The following is a 15,644-nucleotide window of genomic DNA, read 5'->3' as shown; positions in this document are numbered from 1 at the left end:
AACGGCTGTTGAAGCACGGTTTCCGGGAACTGTTGCCGGAGTGCAACGCGCCGGCCGACCCTGGTTCGGGTCTACCTTCGCCGCGCAATTTGATTGAAATTGCTGATACCGGTGGACATCACCGCTGGCCGCGACCATATCGCTGACACAAAGCGCGGATCGGCAACAGGTTGCTGAACCGCCGGCAGGGAGGAAGTAAGCATGAGTGACGGCAAGACCGGGCTGCAACTGCGTTCGCTATTGAAGAAGAGCGGCGAACTCGAGCTATCGCTGGCCAGCGTCCCGACTCCAGAACCGGCCGACGATGAAGTCGTGGTTCGCGTCGAGGCCTCGCCGATCAATCCGTCCGACCTCGGGCTTCTGATCGGCCCCGCCGACATGTCGACGGCCAAGGTCTCGGGCACCAAGGACCAGCCCGTTGTCACCGCGAAGATGCCGGAAGCCGTGATGCGGATGATGGGGGCGCGGCTCGATCAGTCGCTTCCGGTCGGCAACGAGGGCGCGGGCACCGTGATCCGGAGCGGATCATCGGATGCCGCCAAGGCGCTGATGGGCAAGACGGTCTCGATCATCGGCGGCGCGATGTATTCGCAATTCCGCACCATGAAGGTGAGGGACGTGATGGAGCTGCCCGCCGGCACCACCGCTGCCGACGGCGCGTCCTGGTTCGTCAATCCGCTGACCGCGCTCGGCATGACCGAGACCATGCGGCGCGAAAATCACAAGGCGCTGGTGCATACGGCAGCCGCATCGAATCTCGGCCAGATGCTCAACAAGATCTGCATCAAGGACGGCATCGGCCTCGTCAACATCGTGCGCAGCAAGGAGCAGGCCGATATCCTGCACAAGATCGGCGCCAAATATGTCGTCGATTCCACCGCCGACGGCTTCATGGACGATCTCACCAACGCGTTGGTGGAAACCGGCGCCACGATCGCGTTCGATGCCATCGGCGGCGGCAAGCTTGCGGGCCAGATCCTCACTTGCATGGAGGCGGCGGCCAACAAGACCGCCAAGGAATACAGCCGCTACGGCTCGAATGTGTTTAAGCAGGTCTATATCTACGGCAGCCTCAACACCGCTCCGACTGAGTTGAGCCGCGCGTTCGGCTTGACCTGGGCGGTCGGCGGCTGGCTGCTCACGCCGTTCCTGCAAAAGATTGGCCCGGCCGACATCGGCAAATTGCGCCAGCGCGTAGCCTCCGAACTCAAGACCACGTTTGCGAGCCACTACACCAAGGTGGTGTCGTTGCAGGAGACGCTCGATCTTGCCAACATCGACGTCTACAACAAGCGCGCCACCGGCGAGAAGTTCCTGATCAATCCGAGCAAGGGCTGATCCGAACAAGGGCTGATAAGGCTCCCGCCAGCAAAGAGACAAACAGGCCGTCCGTATGGGCGGCCTGTTTTGCTTAGCCCCAATTACGCGAACGATGCGTTTCCGAAATTGCGCATTTCATGCACTTGCATCCTTGTGTCGATGTGGCGTAAGTGAGCGCCGGCGCTTCAGCTTCAAAAGGGAATTCCAATGGCTCACAGCATCGTCACCATCGTCGGCTCGCTCCGCAAGGAGAGCTTTTCTCTCAAGATCGCCAATGCCCTGGCCAAGCTCGCGCCAGCCTCGCTGAAGCTCGACGTCACGACGCTGGAGGGGATTTCCTTCTTCAACCAGGATCTGGAAGCCGCCCCGCCGGCCGATTGGCTCGCGTTCCGCGAAAAACTGCAGAAGTCGAACGGCGTGCTGTTCGTGACGCCGGAATATAACCGTTCTATCCCCGGCGTCCTGAAGAACGCCATCGACGTCGGCTCGCGCCCCTATGGCAAGAGCTCGTTCATCGGCAAGCCCGTCGGCATTGTCAGCAACTCCCCGGGCGCGCTCGGCGGCGTCAGCGCGGCCAAGCATCTGCAGAACATCCTGCCGGGCATCACCGGTCCGATTCTGGGCCAGCCCGAGATCTACCTGAATGGCGTCGGCGACGCCTTCGACGACAAGGGCGCCCTCACCAAGGAAACGCTGCAGAAGACGCTGCAGCAGTATATCGATGCATTCGCGGCCTTTATCGAAAAGCAGAACCGCTAAGCGGTACCCTCAGCGTCATTGCGAGCGAAGCGAAGCAATCCATAGCCCCAAAAAGGAAGAATGGATTGCTTCGTCGCTGTCGCTCCCTTGCGCAAACGCTGCGCGTTTGTCGCAGGCAATGACGGGGGCATGATTTGTGCCCCGTGTTCGCCATCTTAGGATTCCATTAACCTGACCGTCGCATCTTGCGTCATGGTCTCCCGCACCCGACTGAAATCGATACTGACCGGGCTCGCCCTCTACACAATGGCGGCGCTGATGGTCGGCTATTTCGGCGTCAACGCCTATACCGGCAAATACGGGCTGAACGCGCGGCAAGAGCTCGATCAGGAGATCATCGCGCTGACGTCCGAACTGGCGCGGCTGAAGCGGGAACGGGCCCAGGGCGAGCGGCGCGTTTCGCTGCTCCGCTCAGACCGGGTCGACCCCGACATGCTGGACGAGCGCGCACGCTTCCAGCTCGACTACGCCAACCCTCGCGACCTGATCAAGGTCCTCAAGCCGAACTGACTTTCAGGCTGCTTGTCCGCTCGCGCACCCCGACTGTTACGCCGGGATGACGGCCGACCGGATTCCGCAAATTTCAAAATCTCGCGATATCGATTACAAAAATGTCGCGCCGCGTTGCACTGCGGCATAGCAATATTTTCTCCAGCGCACGCAATCCTTTCACGGCGGTTTGAGTTGGGTTAGAGAGGCTGATCTTCTCTCTCATCCGGAATTGCCATGGCCGTACCCAAAAAAACCGTCACCAAGGAAGCAGGGCAGGAAAATGGGAAAGAGAAGGGTCAACAGAAGGGCTTCGGCGCCCCACCGGAATTCACCAAGGCGCAGGAACTGGCAGCCCTTCGGGATATGCTGCTGATCCGCCGTTTCGAGGAAAAGGCCGGCCAGCTCTACGGCATGGGCGCGATCGGCGGTTTCTGCCATCTCTATATCGGCCAGGAAGCCATCGTGGTCGGCATGCAGATGGCCCTGAAAAAGGGCGATCAGGTCATAACCGGATACCGCGACCACGGGCATATGCTGGCCTGCGGGATGGAAGCCAAGGGCGTGATGGCCGAATTGACCGGACGCCAGGGTGGCTATTCCAAGGGCAAGGGCGGCTCCATGCACATGTTCAGCAAGGAGCAGAATTTCTACGGCGGCCACGGCATCGTCGGCGCCCAGGTTTCGCTCGGGACGGGTTTGGCTTTCGCCAACCGCTACCGCGGCAATGATTTCGTCAGCCTCGCTTATTTCGGCGATGGCGCCTCCAACCAGGGGCAGGTCTATGAGAGCTTCAACATGGCGGAGCTGTGGAAGCTGCCGGTGATCTACATCATCGAGAACAACCGCTACGCCATGGGCACGTCGGTGACGCGCTCGTCCGCCCAGACCGATTTCTCCAAGCGCGGCATTTCCTTCAACATCCCCGGCGAACAGGTCGATGGCATGGACGTGCGTGCGGTGAAGGCCGCCGGCGACAAGGCGGTGGCCCATTGCCGCGCCGGCAAGGGGCCGTTCATCCTGGAAATGCAGACCTATCGCTACCGCGGCCATTCGATGTCGGATCCGGCGAAGTACCGGACCCGCGAGGAGGTCGAAAAGGTCCGCCACGACCAGGATCCGATCGAGCAGGTGCGCAATCGCTTGCTGGCGGCCAAGGTCACCGAGCAGGAATTGAAGGCCATCGACGCCGAAGTGCGCGAGATCGTCAATGAGTCGGCGGATTTCGCCCAGCACGATCCCGAGCCCGATGCGTCCGAGCTCTGGACCGACGTCTATCGTTGATACGCGTCCGCCAAAGTAGCGCAGAACAAAACTAAAGAGTGATCCCGGGAGCTGATATGCCCATTCAAGTATTGATGCCTGCGCTTTCGCCAACCATGGAGAAGGGCAACCTTGCCAAATGGCTGAAGAAGGAAGGCGAGACGATCAAGTCGGGCGATGTCATCGCCGAGATCGAAACCGACAAGGCGACGATGGAAGTCGAGGCGACCGATGAGGGTACGCTCGGCAGGATATTGATCCCGGAAGGCACCAACGACGTCGCGGTCAACACGCCGATCGCGACCATTTTGGCGGATGGTGAAAGCGCCGCCGATCTCGGCAAGGCCGCGGCACCAGCTCCCGTGCCCAGTGTCGCCAAGGAAGTCGAAGAGTCCCGTTCGCCGGTCGGCGAAGGCAAGCCGATGATCTCGGCGCCGAAGGCGACCGCTGCACCCGCTGCCGTGGCCGAGCCCGATCCGGAAGTGCCTGAGGGCACCGAGATGATTTCCCAGACCATCCGCGAAGCGCTGCGCGACGCCATGGCCGAAGAGATGCGGCGCGACCCCGACGTGTTCATCATGGGCGAGGAGGTTGCCGAATATCAGGGCGCCTACAAGGTGACCCAGGGCCTGCTGCAGGAATTCGGCGCCAAGCGCGTGATCGATACGCCGATCACCGAGCATGGATTTGCCGGCGTCGGCGTCGGGGCCGCGATGTCCGGCCTGAAGCCGATCGTCGAATTCATGACGTTCAATTTCGCGATGCAGGCGATCGACCAGATCATCAATTCGGCGGCCAAGACGCTGTACATGTCCGGCGGCCAGATGGGCTGCTCGATCGTGTTCCGCGGCCCCAACGGCGCCGCGTCCCGCGTCGCCGCCCAGCACAGCCAGGATTACTCGGCCTGGTACTCGCAGATTCCGGGATTGAAAGTGGTCGCGCCGTTCTCGGCCGCTGACTACAAGGGCTTGCTGAAAGCCGCGATCCGCGATCCCAACCCGGTGATCTTCCTCGAAAACGAGATGCTGTACGGCCACACCGGCGAAGTCCCGAAACTTGACGACTACGTGATCCCGATCGGCAAGGCGCGCATCGTCCGCTCCGGCGGCCACGTCACGCTGATCTCCTGGTCGAACGGCATGAGCTACGCGCTGAAGGCCGCCGACGAGTTGGCAAAAGAAGGCATCGAGGCCGAGGTGATCGACCTGCGCACACTGCGCCCGATGGACACCGACACGATCATCGCCTCGGTCAAGAAGACCGGCCGCGCGGTCACGGTGGAGGAGGGCTGGCAGCAGAGCGGTGTCGGCGCCGAGATCGCCGCCCGCATCATGGAGCACGCCTTCGACTATCTGGATGCGCCGGTGGCGCGGGTGTCGGGCAAGGACGTGCCGATGCCCTATGCGGCGAATTTGGAAAAGCTCGCATTGCCCAATGTCGCCGAGGTGGTCGCCGCCGCCAAAGCCGTTTCATACCGGTAAACTCCGATGGCCGGTCCCAAGGAGCAACCCTTACCGCCCGACGTCATCGGTCGCGACGACGCGATCGAGGTGCTGCGCGCCTTCGTGGTCGATGGCGGGCTCTCGATCGCGTTCCAGCGGGCGTTCGAGGAGCCGGATATGTGGGGCCTGCTGCTGGTCGATATCGCGCGCCATGCGGCGAGGGCCTATGCGCGCGAAAGCGGCCACACCGAGGACGAGGCGCTGGCGCGTATCGTCGAAATGTTCGAAGCCGAAATAAATCGGCCGACTGACGTGGGTAACACCACGCTGCGGTCGCAACAGGGTCACTGACAATGCCGATCAACATTTTGATGCCCGCGCTGTCGCCGACGATGGAAAAGGGCAACCTTGCCAAGTGGCTCAAGAAAGAGGGCGACAAGGTCAAGTCCGGCGACGTGATCGCTGAGATCGAGACCGACAAGGCGACGATGGAAGTCGAAGCCGTCGATGAGGGCACGATCGCCAAAATCCTGGTGCCTGAAGGCACGCAGGACGTTCCGGTCAACGATGTCATCGCGGTCCTGGCCGGCGATGGCGAGGACGTGAAGGCGGCCGGAGCTGCGCCTGCGCCGGCTGCAAAAGCTGCACCTGCACCCGCTGCGGCACCTGCCGCAGCCGCAGCGGCGCCTGCCGCCGCGCCCGCGCCAAAGCCCGCAGCAACCGGACCGACGCAGGCTGCCGCGCCGGCGGCGGCTTCCGCCCCGCAAGCCGCAACTCCTCAAGCCAACGGCCACGCCCGCGTGTTCTCCTCACCTCTCGCGCGCCGTCTGGCCAAGGAAGCCGGCATCGAACTCGGGCGCATCAACGGTTCGGGCCCGCATGGCCGCATCGTGGCGCGCGACGTCGCGGACGCCAAGTCCGGCAAGGGCCTCAAGGCGCCGGCCGCGGCTCCCGCCGTCGGACCCTCGGTCGCGCCGTCGATGTCGGACAAGCAGATCCTTGCGCTGTTCGAGGAGGGCTCCTACGAAGTCGTGCCGCATGACGGCATGCGCCGCACCATCGCGCAGCGCCTGACGGCGTCGGTGCAGACCGTGCCGCATTTCTACCTGACGATGGACTGCGACATCGGAAAACTGCTCGCCGCGCGCGAGGAGATCAATGCCGCGGCGCCCAAGGACAAAGAGAAGAAGCCGCTCTACAAGCTCTCGGTCAACGACTTCGTCATCAAGGCGATGGCGATCGCGCTGCAGCGGATTCCGAATTGCAACGTCAGCTGGACCGAAAGCGGCATGCTCAAGCACAAGCATTCCGACATCGGCGTTGCCGTGGCGATGCCGGGCGGCCTGATCACGCCGATCATCCGCAAGGCCGAAACCAAATCGCTCTCGACCATCTCGGCCGAGATGAAGGATTTCGCCGCGCGCGCCCGCTCGCGCAAGCTGAAGCCCGACGAATACCAGGGCGGCACCACGGCCGTCTCCAACCTCGGCATGTTCGGCATCAAGGATTTCACCGCCGTGATCAACCCGCCGCACGCGACCATCCTCGCGGTCGGCACCAGCGAGGAGCGCGCGGTGGTGCGGGCCGGCAAGATCGAAGCCGCCCACATCATGAGCGTGACGCTGTCCTGCGATCACCGCGCCGTCGACGGCGCGCTCGGCGCCGAACTGATCGGCGCCTTCAAGATGCTGATCGAAAACCCCGTCATGATGATGGTGTGAACCCGTCATTGCGAGCGCAGCGAAGCAATCCATTTCACCACCGGAAACATGGATTGCTTCGTCGCAAGTGCTCCTCGCAATGACGGAAGCCAATAGTCCGGTTGAATGATGAGAATGAGCGCATGGCCGACACTTCCTTTGACGTCATCATCATCGGCTCCGGCCCCGGCGGTTACGTCACGGCGATCCGCGCGGCGCAGCTCGGCTTCAAGACCGCGATCGTGGAAAAATCCTATCTCGGCGGCATCTGCCTGAACTGGGGCTGCATCCCGACCAAGGCGCTGTTACGCTCGGCGGAAATCTACCACTACATGCAGCACGCCAAGGATTACGGCCTGTCGGCGGAAAAAGTGTCCTACGACCCCAAGGCTGTGGTGCAGCGCTCGCGCGGCGTTTCAAAGCGCCTCAATGACGGCGTCGGTTTCCTGATGAAGAAGAACAAGGTTTCGATCATCTGGGGCGACGCCTCGATCGACGCGCCGGGCAAGGTCACGGTGAAGAAATCCGCGGTCGAGGCGCCGAAGGGTACCTTGGGCGAGGGCGCCTATCAGGCCAAGCACATCATCCTTGCGACCGGCGCGCGGCCGCGCGTGCTGCCGGGGCTGGAGCCCGACAAGAAACTGGTGTGGACCTATTTCGAGGCGATGGTACCGGACAAGATGCCGAAGTCGCTGCTGGTGGTCGGCTCCGGCGCGATCGGAATGGAATTCGCTTCGTTCTTCCGCACCATGGGCTCCGAAGTAACGGTCGTCGAAGTGCTGCCGCAGATCCTGCCGGTGGAAGACGCCGAAATATCGAAATTCGCCCACAAGGCGTTCGAGAAGCAGGGCATCAAGCTCCTCACCAATACCAAAGTCACAAAACTCGAGAAGAAGAGCGACAGCGTCATCGCCACCATCGACGACGGCAAGGGCAAGACGCAAACGGTCGAGGTCGACCGGGTGATCTCAGCCGTCGGCGTCGTCGGCAATATCGAAAACCTCGGTCTGGAAAAACTCGGCGTCAAAACCGATCGCGGCTGCGTGGTGATCGACGGCTATGGCAAGACCAACGTGCCCGGCATCTACGCCATCGGCGACGTCGCCGGGCCCCCGATGCTGGCGCACAAGGCCGAGCATGAGGGCGTGGTCTGCATCGAGGCGATCAAGGGCCTGCATCCGCACGCGATGGACAAGAACCTCATTCCCGGCTGCACCTATTGCCACCCGCAGGTCGCCTCCGTCGGCCTCACCGAAGCGAAGGCGAAAGAGAGCGGCCGCGAGATCCGCGTCGGGCGTTTTCCGTTCGTCGGCAACGGCAAGGCGATCGCGCTCGGCGAGGACCAGGGCCTGGTCAAGGTGATCTTCGACAAGAAGACCGGACAATTGCTCGGCGCCCACATGATCGGCGCCGAGGTCACCGAACTGATCCAGGGCTACGTCGTGGCGATGAACCTGGAGACGACGGAAGAAGAGCTGATGCACACGATCTTCCCGCATCCGACGCTGTCTGAAATGATGAAGGAAGCGGTGCTGGACGCCTATGGCCGCGTGCTGAACATGTAAGGCACGATCTTTCCGGTCGCGTCCAACAACAAACGAGAGATCAATCCGTGAAAGATAACGACAACCTGACCATCGAACGTCCGACGTTCGTGACCCATCTCGAATGTGCGATGGAAGGCGATCATTATCCCGCCGACCAGATCCACAATCTCTCGAAAGCCAACAAGCCGCTGCTGGTGCGCTACGACCTCGCCGGCGTGAAGAAAGCGCTGACCAAGGACGCGCTGGCGCAGCGGCCGGCGGACATGTGGCGCTACCGCGAGATGCTGCCGGTGCGCAAGGTCAGCGATATCGTCAGCCTCGGCGAGGTCACGACGCCGCTGATCCGGCTGCCGAAGCTCGGCAAAAAGCTCGGCGGCGGCGAGATCATCGTCAAGGACGAGGGCCGTCTTCCCACTGGTTCGTTCAAGGCCCGTGGCCTTGTGATGGCGGTGTCGATGGGCAAGGCGCTCGGCATCAAGCACATGGCGATGCCGACCAACGGCAATGCGGGTGCTGCGCTCGCCGCCTACGCCACCTCCTGCGGCATCAAGACCACGATCTTCTGCCCGGCCGATACGCCGGAGGTGAATGTCAGCGAGATCGAGCTGCAGGGCGCCACGGTCTATCGGGTGAACGGCCTGATTGACGACTGCGGCAAGATCGTCGGCGAAGGCAAGACAAAGGCGGGCTGGTTCGACACTTCGACCCTGAAGGAGCCGTACCGGATCGAAGGCAAGAAGACGATGGGGCTGGAGCTCGCCGAACAGCTCGGCTGGGAAGTGCCCGACGTGATCTTCTATCCGACCGGCGGCGGCACCGGCCTGATCGGGATGTGGAAGGCGTTTGCCGAACTCGAGGCCATCGGCTTCATCGGCTCAAAACGTCCGCGGATGGTGGCGGTGCAGGCGTCGGGCTGCGCGCCGATGGTCCGCGCCTTCGAGAACGGCACCGAGCACGCGCCGCGCTGGGAGGACGCCCACACGATTGCATCGGGTATTCGCGTGCCGCAGGCGGTCGGAGATTTTCTGATCCTGCGCGCGGTCCGCGAGAGCAAGGGTTTCGCCATTGCGGTCGATGACGAGAAGATTTCTGCTGCGCTGGGCGAAGTCGCGCGCGAGGAAGGCTTTTTGTTGTGTCCGGAGGGCGCTGCGACCTATGCTGCGTACAAGCAAAGCCTTGCCGATGGCCGCGTCACGAAAAATGATCGTGTGATGCTGTTCAATTGCGCGACAGGGCTTAAGTATCCGTTGCCGCCGGTCACGCGCACGCTCGATCGTCATCAGCCGATCGACTACGCGCAATTCTGATTGTCGCGCGGCGCCATTTTGATGGAGCCTTGTCATGCGAAGATTATTTCTGGCGGCGCTTGCGGTGTTGGCGTTCGGCGGCACCGCGGTCGCGCAAAATTTCCCCTCGCGTCCCATCACCATCATCGTGCCGTTCTCCGCCGGCGGCCCGTCGGACGTGATGGCGAGAATCCTGGCCGAGCGCATGAAGGCGACGCTGGGCGAGGTCGTCCAGATCGAGAACGTCACCGGCGCCGGCGGCTCGATCGGCGTCGGCCGCGCGGTACGGTCAGCCCCTGACGGCTACACCATCAGCTTCGGCCATCTCGGCACCCACGTCGCCAACGGCGCAATCTACAAGCTAGGCTACGACCTCGTCACCGATCTTGAACCGGTCGTGCTGCTGCCGAGCAACACCATGATCGTCGTCAGCAAGAATGCGGTGCCCGCGAAATCGCTGAGCGAATTGCTGGCGTGGCTCAAGGCGAGGCCTGAGCCGGCGGCGACCGGCACCGCCGGCGCCGGATCGGGCAGTCACATCGCCGGGCTCTATTTCGAGAACGTCACCGGCATCAAGCTGCAATATGTGCCGTATCGCGGCACCGGGCCTGCCATGAACGATCTCGTCGCCGGTCAGATCGATATGATCGTCGATCAGCTCTCCAATTCGATCAACCAGGTGCGCGCCGGAAACATTCGCGGCTACGCCGTCACCGATACCAAGCGCTCGGAATCCGCCTCCGACATCCCGACCGCCGAAGAGGCGGGCCTGGGCGGATTTCACATGACGCTGTGGTCGGGCTTGTGGGTACCGAAGGGTACGCCGAAGGAAATCGTCACCAGGCTGAATGCCGCCGCCGTCGAGGCATTGAACGATCCGGCGGTGCGCAAGCAGCTCGAAAACCTCGGCCTGCAAATGACGCCGAAGGACAAGCTGACGCCCGAAGCGCTCGGCGCCTGGCAGCAGGCGGAAATCGAAAAATGGTGGCCGATGATCAAGGCCGCGAATGTGAAGGTGGATTGAGGCTCACTGTCGTCCCGGCCTTGAGCCGGGACCCATACGCCGCGGCAGCAATTGTTTTGCGTGCTGGTCGTATCTTCCTTTTCTATCTTCCTTTTCTAACAACATCGGCCACGGCGTATGGGTCCCGGATCGCGCTTCGCTTGTCCGGGACGACGGTGAGATTTATTGCGCCGCGCTTGCCGCTGCCGCCGGAAGCGGTGCCGCATTGGTCTCCTGCGTCACGACGCGCTCGCCGGTCTTCGCCGCCATCGCCGTGCCGCTGTCGAAGCGGACGCGGTAGACCGCCAGATTCTCGATCACGCGCTGGACATAGTTTCGCGTCTCGGAGAACGGAATGCGCTCGACCCAGTCGACCGGATCGACCTTGGGGTCGCGCGGATCGCCATACGCCTTGAGCCAGTCCCGCACCCGGCCGCGGCCGGCGTTGTAGCCGGCGAAGGTCATGATGTGGGAACCCTTGTACTCGCTGAGCAGCGCGCTGAGTTCGCCGGCGCCCATTTGCGTGTTGTAGACGGGATCGGAAACCATCCGGTCCCAATCATACTTGACGCCAAAGCGCTTGGCGGTATCGCGTCCGGCCTCCGGGGTGATCTGCATCAACCCGACCGCATTGGCGTGAGACTTGTCGCGCTGGTCGAACGCGCTCTCGGTGCGCGCCACCGAATAGATCATGCTGTGCTCGATCTCGGGCGCGATCTGCTTGTGCGGCGGAATTCCGATGGTCGGGAACGCGTAATGGTCGAGCGCCAGCCCGCGGCCGAGCGAGGGTTTTCCGATCTGCAGCATCGCGCGGGCATCGTTGCGGCGGCCGGTGAGTTCGCCGAGCGCTTCGAGCAGGGTGACGTCGGAGCTCTGTTCGCCGAGATCGGTAACGAAATAGAGCACGACGTCGCGCTCGCCGATTTCGTACAGCATGTCGGCGGCGCGAACGCGTTCGTCGATGTTCGAAGCGTCGGCCGCCGCGAGAGCCGGTGAGGGCGGGCGCAATTCGATCTTGTCGCGGCCAAGTTTTGCGTGCGCGAGCTGGCCGTAATAGGCCGTCGGGTAGCGCGCGGCTGCTTCATAGCTTGCGCGCATCATGTCGTTGTTGCCAAGGGTTTCGGCGGCGCGCGCGCGCCAGTAATTCGCCCGCGACAGCACGGTAGGATTGGCCTGGCCCTCGTCGATGCGGACGAAATGCTCGCGCGCGCTGATGGGTTCATCGAGATAGCGCAGGGCGATCCAGCCGCACATGAAGTGGTAATCGGACCGGTAGTACTCGTTGGCAGGCGCGGCCGCGGGCTGGATGACCTGGTAGGCGGTCAGGAATTTGCCTTCGTCGAGCAGCTTGCGGGCGAGCGAACGCCGCTCGCGCCACCATTGATCGGTGTCCTGCAGCGCCATCGTCTCGGGCCGCGCCGCCAGCATCAGGCGGGCCGCGTCATCAATGCGCTTCTCGGTGAGCATCCACTGGATCCGGCACAGCGTGTAGCCAAGATCGGCGCGCGCCTCGGCCGGGACGTCGTCGAGCGCATCCTTGGCCTTGTTCGATTTGCCCCTGACCGCGCCACAGGCCTTTACGATCGCCAGGTCGTCGTCGCCAAGGAGTTTTGCGGCGCGCTTCGCGCCTGCGAGATCCTTGGCGCCGATGCGTTTGTTCATGCGCGCGCGGTGGTCGTCGCGGGTGAGGAGGTCGCCGAACAGCTCCAGCACGTCGGGTTCGACGCGTTCCGACAATTCGTCCGATCGCCACGCGTCGCGCGCCAGCCGGCCCGCGCCGTCGCGATCGCCTTCACTGAGCTTGACGCGCGCGAGCGCCAGTTTGCCCCTGGCGCTGATAGGCGCCTCTCCGGTGAAGCCGCGCAGCTTGGCCCCATCGGCGCGCTCCTGCCACAGCCGCGCTTCCGCCCGCCGGCGCAGCTGCGCCGCGCTCGGCCATTCCGGATTGGCGGCGATGAAGGCGACATAGCGGCTGAAATTCGCCGTGGTCTCGGAGTGGCGCAGGATGAACCATTCGACGAGCTTTTGGGCGGCCGGATCGGCGATCCTGTTGCGCGTCGCGGTCGCCTCGTCGGTCTTCGCCTTGCGCGCGAGATTGATCGCTTCCTTCACCAGTGCAAGATCGCCGGTCAGCGCTGGAGCGGCCTCTTTGACAGTTTCCTTGACAGTTTCCTTGGGAGCAGGGGCGTCCTTTACTCGCTTTGACTTCTTCTGCGCATCGGTATGTTTCGCGTTCTTCGCAAGTTTCGCGTGGCGGCGCTTTTCGACCGCGGCGTTGCGTTGCGAACCAGCATCCTTTTTCGCATCGAGCGTTTTCTTCGCATCGTGCGGCTTCTTCGCATCGTGCGTTTTCTTGGCGGGTTGCTGTTTGGGATTGGTCCGCGCCGTCGCCTCGGGTGCGAACAGCGCGAGCGCGGTTGCGGCGAGAAGACAGGACAGTGAACGCAAGCAACGGTTCATTCCATGGTGCTCCCCTGCGAGTCACAAACCAAGAAATCGCACGTCACGTGCGGCCCGAGCCGTCCGAGAGGTAGCATGAGATCGATTAATCAATTGTCGCATCGGCGCAACAGCGCGCGGGAAACCGTGCGGTAAATGGAACCCGAAGGTCGATGGAATCCAGCAGGGCGGCTGACCTATTTAGGTGTCTGCAGTTCGTGCGAGAAGGCCCATTCGTCTGCTTGGGACGGGGCCTTCAGGTCGACGGGCCGCTTCAAGGCCACAAGCCGGAACAGGCCAACGACCACGATTGCCGCGAGGACAATGGCGGCGGCGGAGAGCGCCAGTAGCGAGGTCCACATGGCAGCATCAATCTTGCTGCCCCGCGAATCAACAGGAGGGGGACGGGCAGTGTTCCCGGAACCAAAACAGGCCGTCGTGATGTGGAACCAACATTTCCGATGCAACTTGATTCAATCCATCGGGCGATTACCGCTGATTTGCGTCCGATGCGGAATGACGGCCCCAGCCATTAGCCGCCTCCCACTGGGGCCGTTTCCTTGGGTACCGGTTTTCGCTCCCCCAAAAACAGAAGATGCGACCGCCCCGGAACGAATGACACGTGTGTCGGTTACCGGACTCTCGGGGTAAGCTCAGATGAGCAAGCAAAGCGAAGATCTCAGAGAACAGGCCCGACGAGCAGGCCGCCTCGCGCTCACGATCAGCGACCTTGAGGCCTCCGTGAAACTGAAAGACTTGTCCAAACAGTACGACGCCGACGCCGAAAGGCTGGAGAGAATCGACAGCCCGGCGTCCGGCAAGACGCGTGGTGACCTTCAAGAATGAGGGTATCTCCGGTTCAGGTTCGTCCCATGTACCCTTGGCGGTTTGGCGAATTCGACAATGTGATGGATGACGCGCTCAATATCGCGATGGACTATCTCATTCGCACCGACCAGGCCGTCGAATTCCGGGAGACGCAGACCGTGGCCGCAAACGCCATCGCGGACGCCTGGCGCGCAGGTGTGCGCAGTCGCATGCGGCTTACCAACGTGGCGATAAGGGCGGTCGAACAAAACCGCGATACATCGGGAAACCCTTAAGCCAGCACCATCACGGCCGGTCGGGTGGCCAGGCGAGGGCCGGTTGAACAATAACGGCTTTCCGGGATTGGATAATCCTAGAGGCCGCCATGATGAATTTTATTGCTCTTGTTGTGGAAGACGACCCGTTGCAGCGGGCGTTTTTGGCTGACCTGCTGAAAGAGCAAGGCCTCGAAGTGGTCGAGTGCGCGAGCGCGGAGGCTGCCGAACTCGTGCTGGTTGCGACCGGCACTGAACTGCGAGCCCTGGTAACGGACATAAATCTCGCGGGCGATATGTCCGGCGTCGAACTGGCGCAGTACGCCAAACGTAAGTTCCCTCTTTTGAACGTGGTGATGGTGTCCGGACGCGGCCCACCTTACATTCCGCAGGATACGCGCTTCTTGATGAAACCCTATCTGCCAGACGAGTTACTCGACGCCGTCCTGAACTAGATCCGTTCGCGTCGCCTTGAGGAACGGGCTCTCAGATATTTGAGGCCCTCAACGGCCAGCGTGCGTTCATCGAAGCGCTTGCTTTCGAAAAATCTGGCGACTTCGTCCCTGGCCTGCCGTTCCTGCTCCGAAGTGAGATTGACCATCATCCCGTAGGTCTTCATCACACGGTCAATCGCCGTTTGCATGGCACTCTCCTGACGCCCCTCAGAAGGGAACCTCCGATTGGAACGAAAGTTCCCCAGCGGAATTACCGGGTGCAACAGGAGTCAGAAGATGGATCGGGTGACGCGGTGTTTGCGCTGCGGAAAAAGAATGGTCCGCACCTCCGGCTTGAGCGGCAGGGCCGAACTGAAATGCGTGTTCTGCGATAAACTCGATTCGCTGAGGATGGAGGCGGCCAAATGGGCCGACGGCCCGCTCGCCACGGGAATTGCGGGCGATCGCCTTTCGGGCGAGACCGAGCTTCACAAATTGTGATCAGATGTCGCATGCCGGATGATCCGGCCTACGCTGAACATTGAAAGTTCATGACCACGCGCAGCGCACGGCACCAGTGCCGGTATATGAGCGCGTGACGTCGGAGAACTCGCACTCGAATGTCGCTCATCGCGCTGTGCCATATCGCTACGGCAGGTAAGGTGCGACAAATCAACCCGACGGGCAAATCAATTCTGAGTTTCAGAAATCGTGTCAAGAAGAAAATTTCTGTAAATCAAAATATTTCTGTTGTCGACCGGCCCAAATCAGTGCGCATCTATCGCCATCCCGTCCTACTCAGAAGGGCGTCGGCCGTCGTCACGGACGTTGGACGGGTTGCGGTGGACGCTGGTTTACGCCTCGACGACGGCGTGGATAA

Annotated in this window: 18 protein-coding genes; 15 read left to right on the top strand and 3 right to left on the bottom strand. The window is 62.2% G+C overall.

Annotation, left to right across the window (positions count from 1 at the left end):
* Nucleotides 1–201: 201 nt before the first annotated feature.
* From JQ600_RS34220 to JQ600_RS34175, 10 genes are all read left to right on the top strand, one after another.
* Nucleotides 202–1,338 (top strand): zinc-binding dehydrogenase, encoded by a 1,137-nt coding sequence (locus tag JQ600_RS34220; RefSeq protein WP_212392235.1) that lies wholly within the window; start codon nucleotides 202–204, stop codon nucleotides 1,336–1,338.
* Between the two features lie 189 nt (nucleotides 1,339–1,527).
* Entirely contained in the window at nucleotides 1,528–2,079 is a 552-nt protein-coding gene (locus JQ600_RS34215) for an NADPH-dependent FMN reductase (RefSeq protein WP_212269635.1), read from the top strand.
* 192 nt (nucleotides 2,080–2,271) lie between these two features.
* The gene (locus tag JQ600_RS34210; protein ID WP_212490330.1) at nucleotides 2,272–2,589 is read left to right on the top strand and encodes a septum formation initiator family protein; all 318 of its coding nucleotides are present in this window, start codon (nucleotides 2,272–2,274) and stop codon (nucleotides 2,587–2,589) included.
* A 216-nt stretch (nucleotides 2,590–2,805) separates the two neighbouring features.
* The gene (pdhA, locus tag JQ600_RS34205; protein WP_212269634.1) at nucleotides 2,806–3,852 is read left to right on the top strand and encodes a pyruvate dehydrogenase (acetyl-transferring) E1 component subunit alpha; all 1,047 of its coding nucleotides are present in this window, start codon (nucleotides 2,806–2,808) and stop codon (nucleotides 3,850–3,852) included.
* 56 nt (nucleotides 3,853–3,908) lie between these two features.
* The gene (locus tag JQ600_RS34200; RefSeq protein WP_212392234.1) at nucleotides 3,909–5,312 is read left to right on the top strand and encodes a pyruvate dehydrogenase complex E1 component subunit beta; all 1,404 of its coding nucleotides are present in this window, start codon (nucleotides 3,909–3,911) and stop codon (nucleotides 5,310–5,312) included.
* Between the two features lie 6 nt (nucleotides 5,313–5,318).
* On the top strand, nucleotides 5,319–5,624 hold the full coding sequence (locus tag JQ600_RS34195) for a DUF5076 domain-containing protein (RefSeq protein WP_192739539.1): 306 nt from the start codon (nucleotides 5,319–5,321) through the stop codon (nucleotides 5,622–5,624).
* 2 nt (nucleotides 5,625–5,626) lie between these two features.
* Nucleotides 5,627–6,994 (top strand): pyruvate dehydrogenase complex dihydrolipoamide acetyltransferase, encoded by a 1,368-nt coding sequence (locus tag JQ600_RS34190; RefSeq protein WP_212392233.1) that lies wholly within the window; start codon nucleotides 5,627–5,629, stop codon nucleotides 6,992–6,994.
* Between the two features lie 122 nt (nucleotides 6,995–7,116).
* Nucleotides 7,117–8,538, top strand: coding sequence for a dihydrolipoyl dehydrogenase (lpdA, locus tag JQ600_RS34185; RefSeq protein ID WP_212392232.1), 1,422 nt, complete (start codon nucleotides 7,117–7,119; stop codon nucleotides 8,536–8,538).
* Between the two features lie 47 nt (nucleotides 8,539–8,585).
* Nucleotides 8,586–9,827 carry a threonine synthase gene (locus JQ600_RS34180; protein ID WP_212269629.1) on the top strand — a complete coding sequence of 414 codons (1,242 nt, stop codon included), beginning with the start codon at nucleotides 8,586–8,588 and terminating at the stop codon, nucleotides 9,825–9,827.
* 34 nt (nucleotides 9,828–9,861) lie between these two features.
* Complete coding sequence (locus tag JQ600_RS34175; protein ID WP_212392231.1) at nucleotides 9,862–10,830, top strand: tripartite tricarboxylate transporter substrate binding protein BugD; 969 nt, start codon at nucleotides 9,862–9,864, stop codon at nucleotides 10,828–10,830.
* A 162-nt stretch (nucleotides 10,831–10,992) separates the two neighbouring features.
* On the opposite strand, the gene JQ600_RS34170 is transcribed toward JQ600_RS34175, so the two are convergent.
* Together JQ600_RS34170 and JQ600_RS34165 are read right to left on the bottom strand one after the other, a co-directional pair.
* Complete coding sequence (locus tag JQ600_RS34170) at nucleotides 10,993–13,269, bottom strand: lytic transglycosylase domain-containing protein (RefSeq protein WP_212392230.1); 2,277 nt, start codon at nucleotides 13,267–13,269, stop codon at nucleotides 10,993–10,995.
* A 176-nt stretch (nucleotides 13,270–13,445) separates the two neighbouring features.
* A complete protein-coding gene (locus tag JQ600_RS34165; RefSeq protein ID WP_212392229.1) occupies nucleotides 13,446–13,610 on the bottom strand; it encodes a hypothetical protein in 165 nt (54 codons plus the stop codon).
* Between the two features lie 295 nt (nucleotides 13,611–13,905).
* Between JQ600_RS34165 and JQ600_RS34160 the strand changes: the two genes are divergently transcribed.
* The 3 genes from JQ600_RS34160 to JQ600_RS34150 all read left to right on the top strand — a co-directional run bounded on the left by JQ600_RS34160 (nucleotide 13,906) and on the right by JQ600_RS34150 (nucleotide 14,785).
* Nucleotides 13,906–14,094: a hypothetical protein gene (locus tag JQ600_RS34160; RefSeq protein WP_212392228.1), complete on the top strand. Its 189-nt coding sequence runs from the start codon at nucleotides 13,906–13,908 to the stop codon at nucleotides 14,092–14,094.
* Between the two features lie 26 nt (nucleotides 14,095–14,120).
* Nucleotides 14,121–14,351, top strand: a complete 231-nt coding sequence (locus tag JQ600_RS34155; protein ID WP_212468501.1) for a hypothetical protein — start codon at nucleotides 14,121–14,123, stop codon at nucleotides 14,349–14,351.
* Nucleotides 14,352–14,440: 89 nt separating this feature from the next.
* Nucleotides 14,441–14,785: a response regulator gene (locus JQ600_RS34150; protein ID WP_212269623.1), complete on the top strand. Its 345-nt coding sequence runs from the start codon at nucleotides 14,441–14,443 to the stop codon at nucleotides 14,783–14,785.
* On the opposite strand, the gene JQ600_RS34145 is transcribed toward JQ600_RS34150, so the two are convergent.
* On the bottom strand, nucleotides 14,782–14,973 hold the full coding sequence (locus JQ600_RS34145; RefSeq protein WP_212269622.1) for a hypothetical protein: 192 nt from the start codon (nucleotides 14,971–14,973) through the stop codon (nucleotides 14,782–14,784). The two genes, JQ600_RS34150 and JQ600_RS34145, sit on opposite strands and share 4 nt — an antisense overlap.
* A 127-nt stretch (nucleotides 14,974–15,100) precedes the next feature.
* On the opposite strand from JQ600_RS34145, the gene JQ600_RS34140 reads away from it, so the two are divergent.
* Both JQ600_RS34140 and JQ600_RS34135 read left to right on the top strand, forming a co-directional pair.
* On the top strand, nucleotides 15,101–15,265 hold the full coding sequence (locus tag JQ600_RS34140) for a hypothetical protein (RefSeq protein WP_212490329.1): 165 nt from the start codon (nucleotides 15,101–15,103) through the stop codon (nucleotides 15,263–15,265).
* Between the two features lie 119 nt (nucleotides 15,266–15,384).
* Nucleotides 15,385–15,644, top strand: a 260-nt coding sequence (locus JQ600_RS34135; RefSeq protein ID WP_212490328.1) for a hypothetical protein, incomplete at its 3' end; no start/stop codon positions are given.

The organism is Bradyrhizobium sp. AUGA SZCCT0176 (genome assembly GCF_018130145.1).
Lineage (GTDB): Bacteria > Pseudomonadota > Alphaproteobacteria > Rhizobiales > Xanthobacteraceae > Bradyrhizobium.
This window is presented reverse-complemented; position numbering and strand designations above follow the sequence as displayed.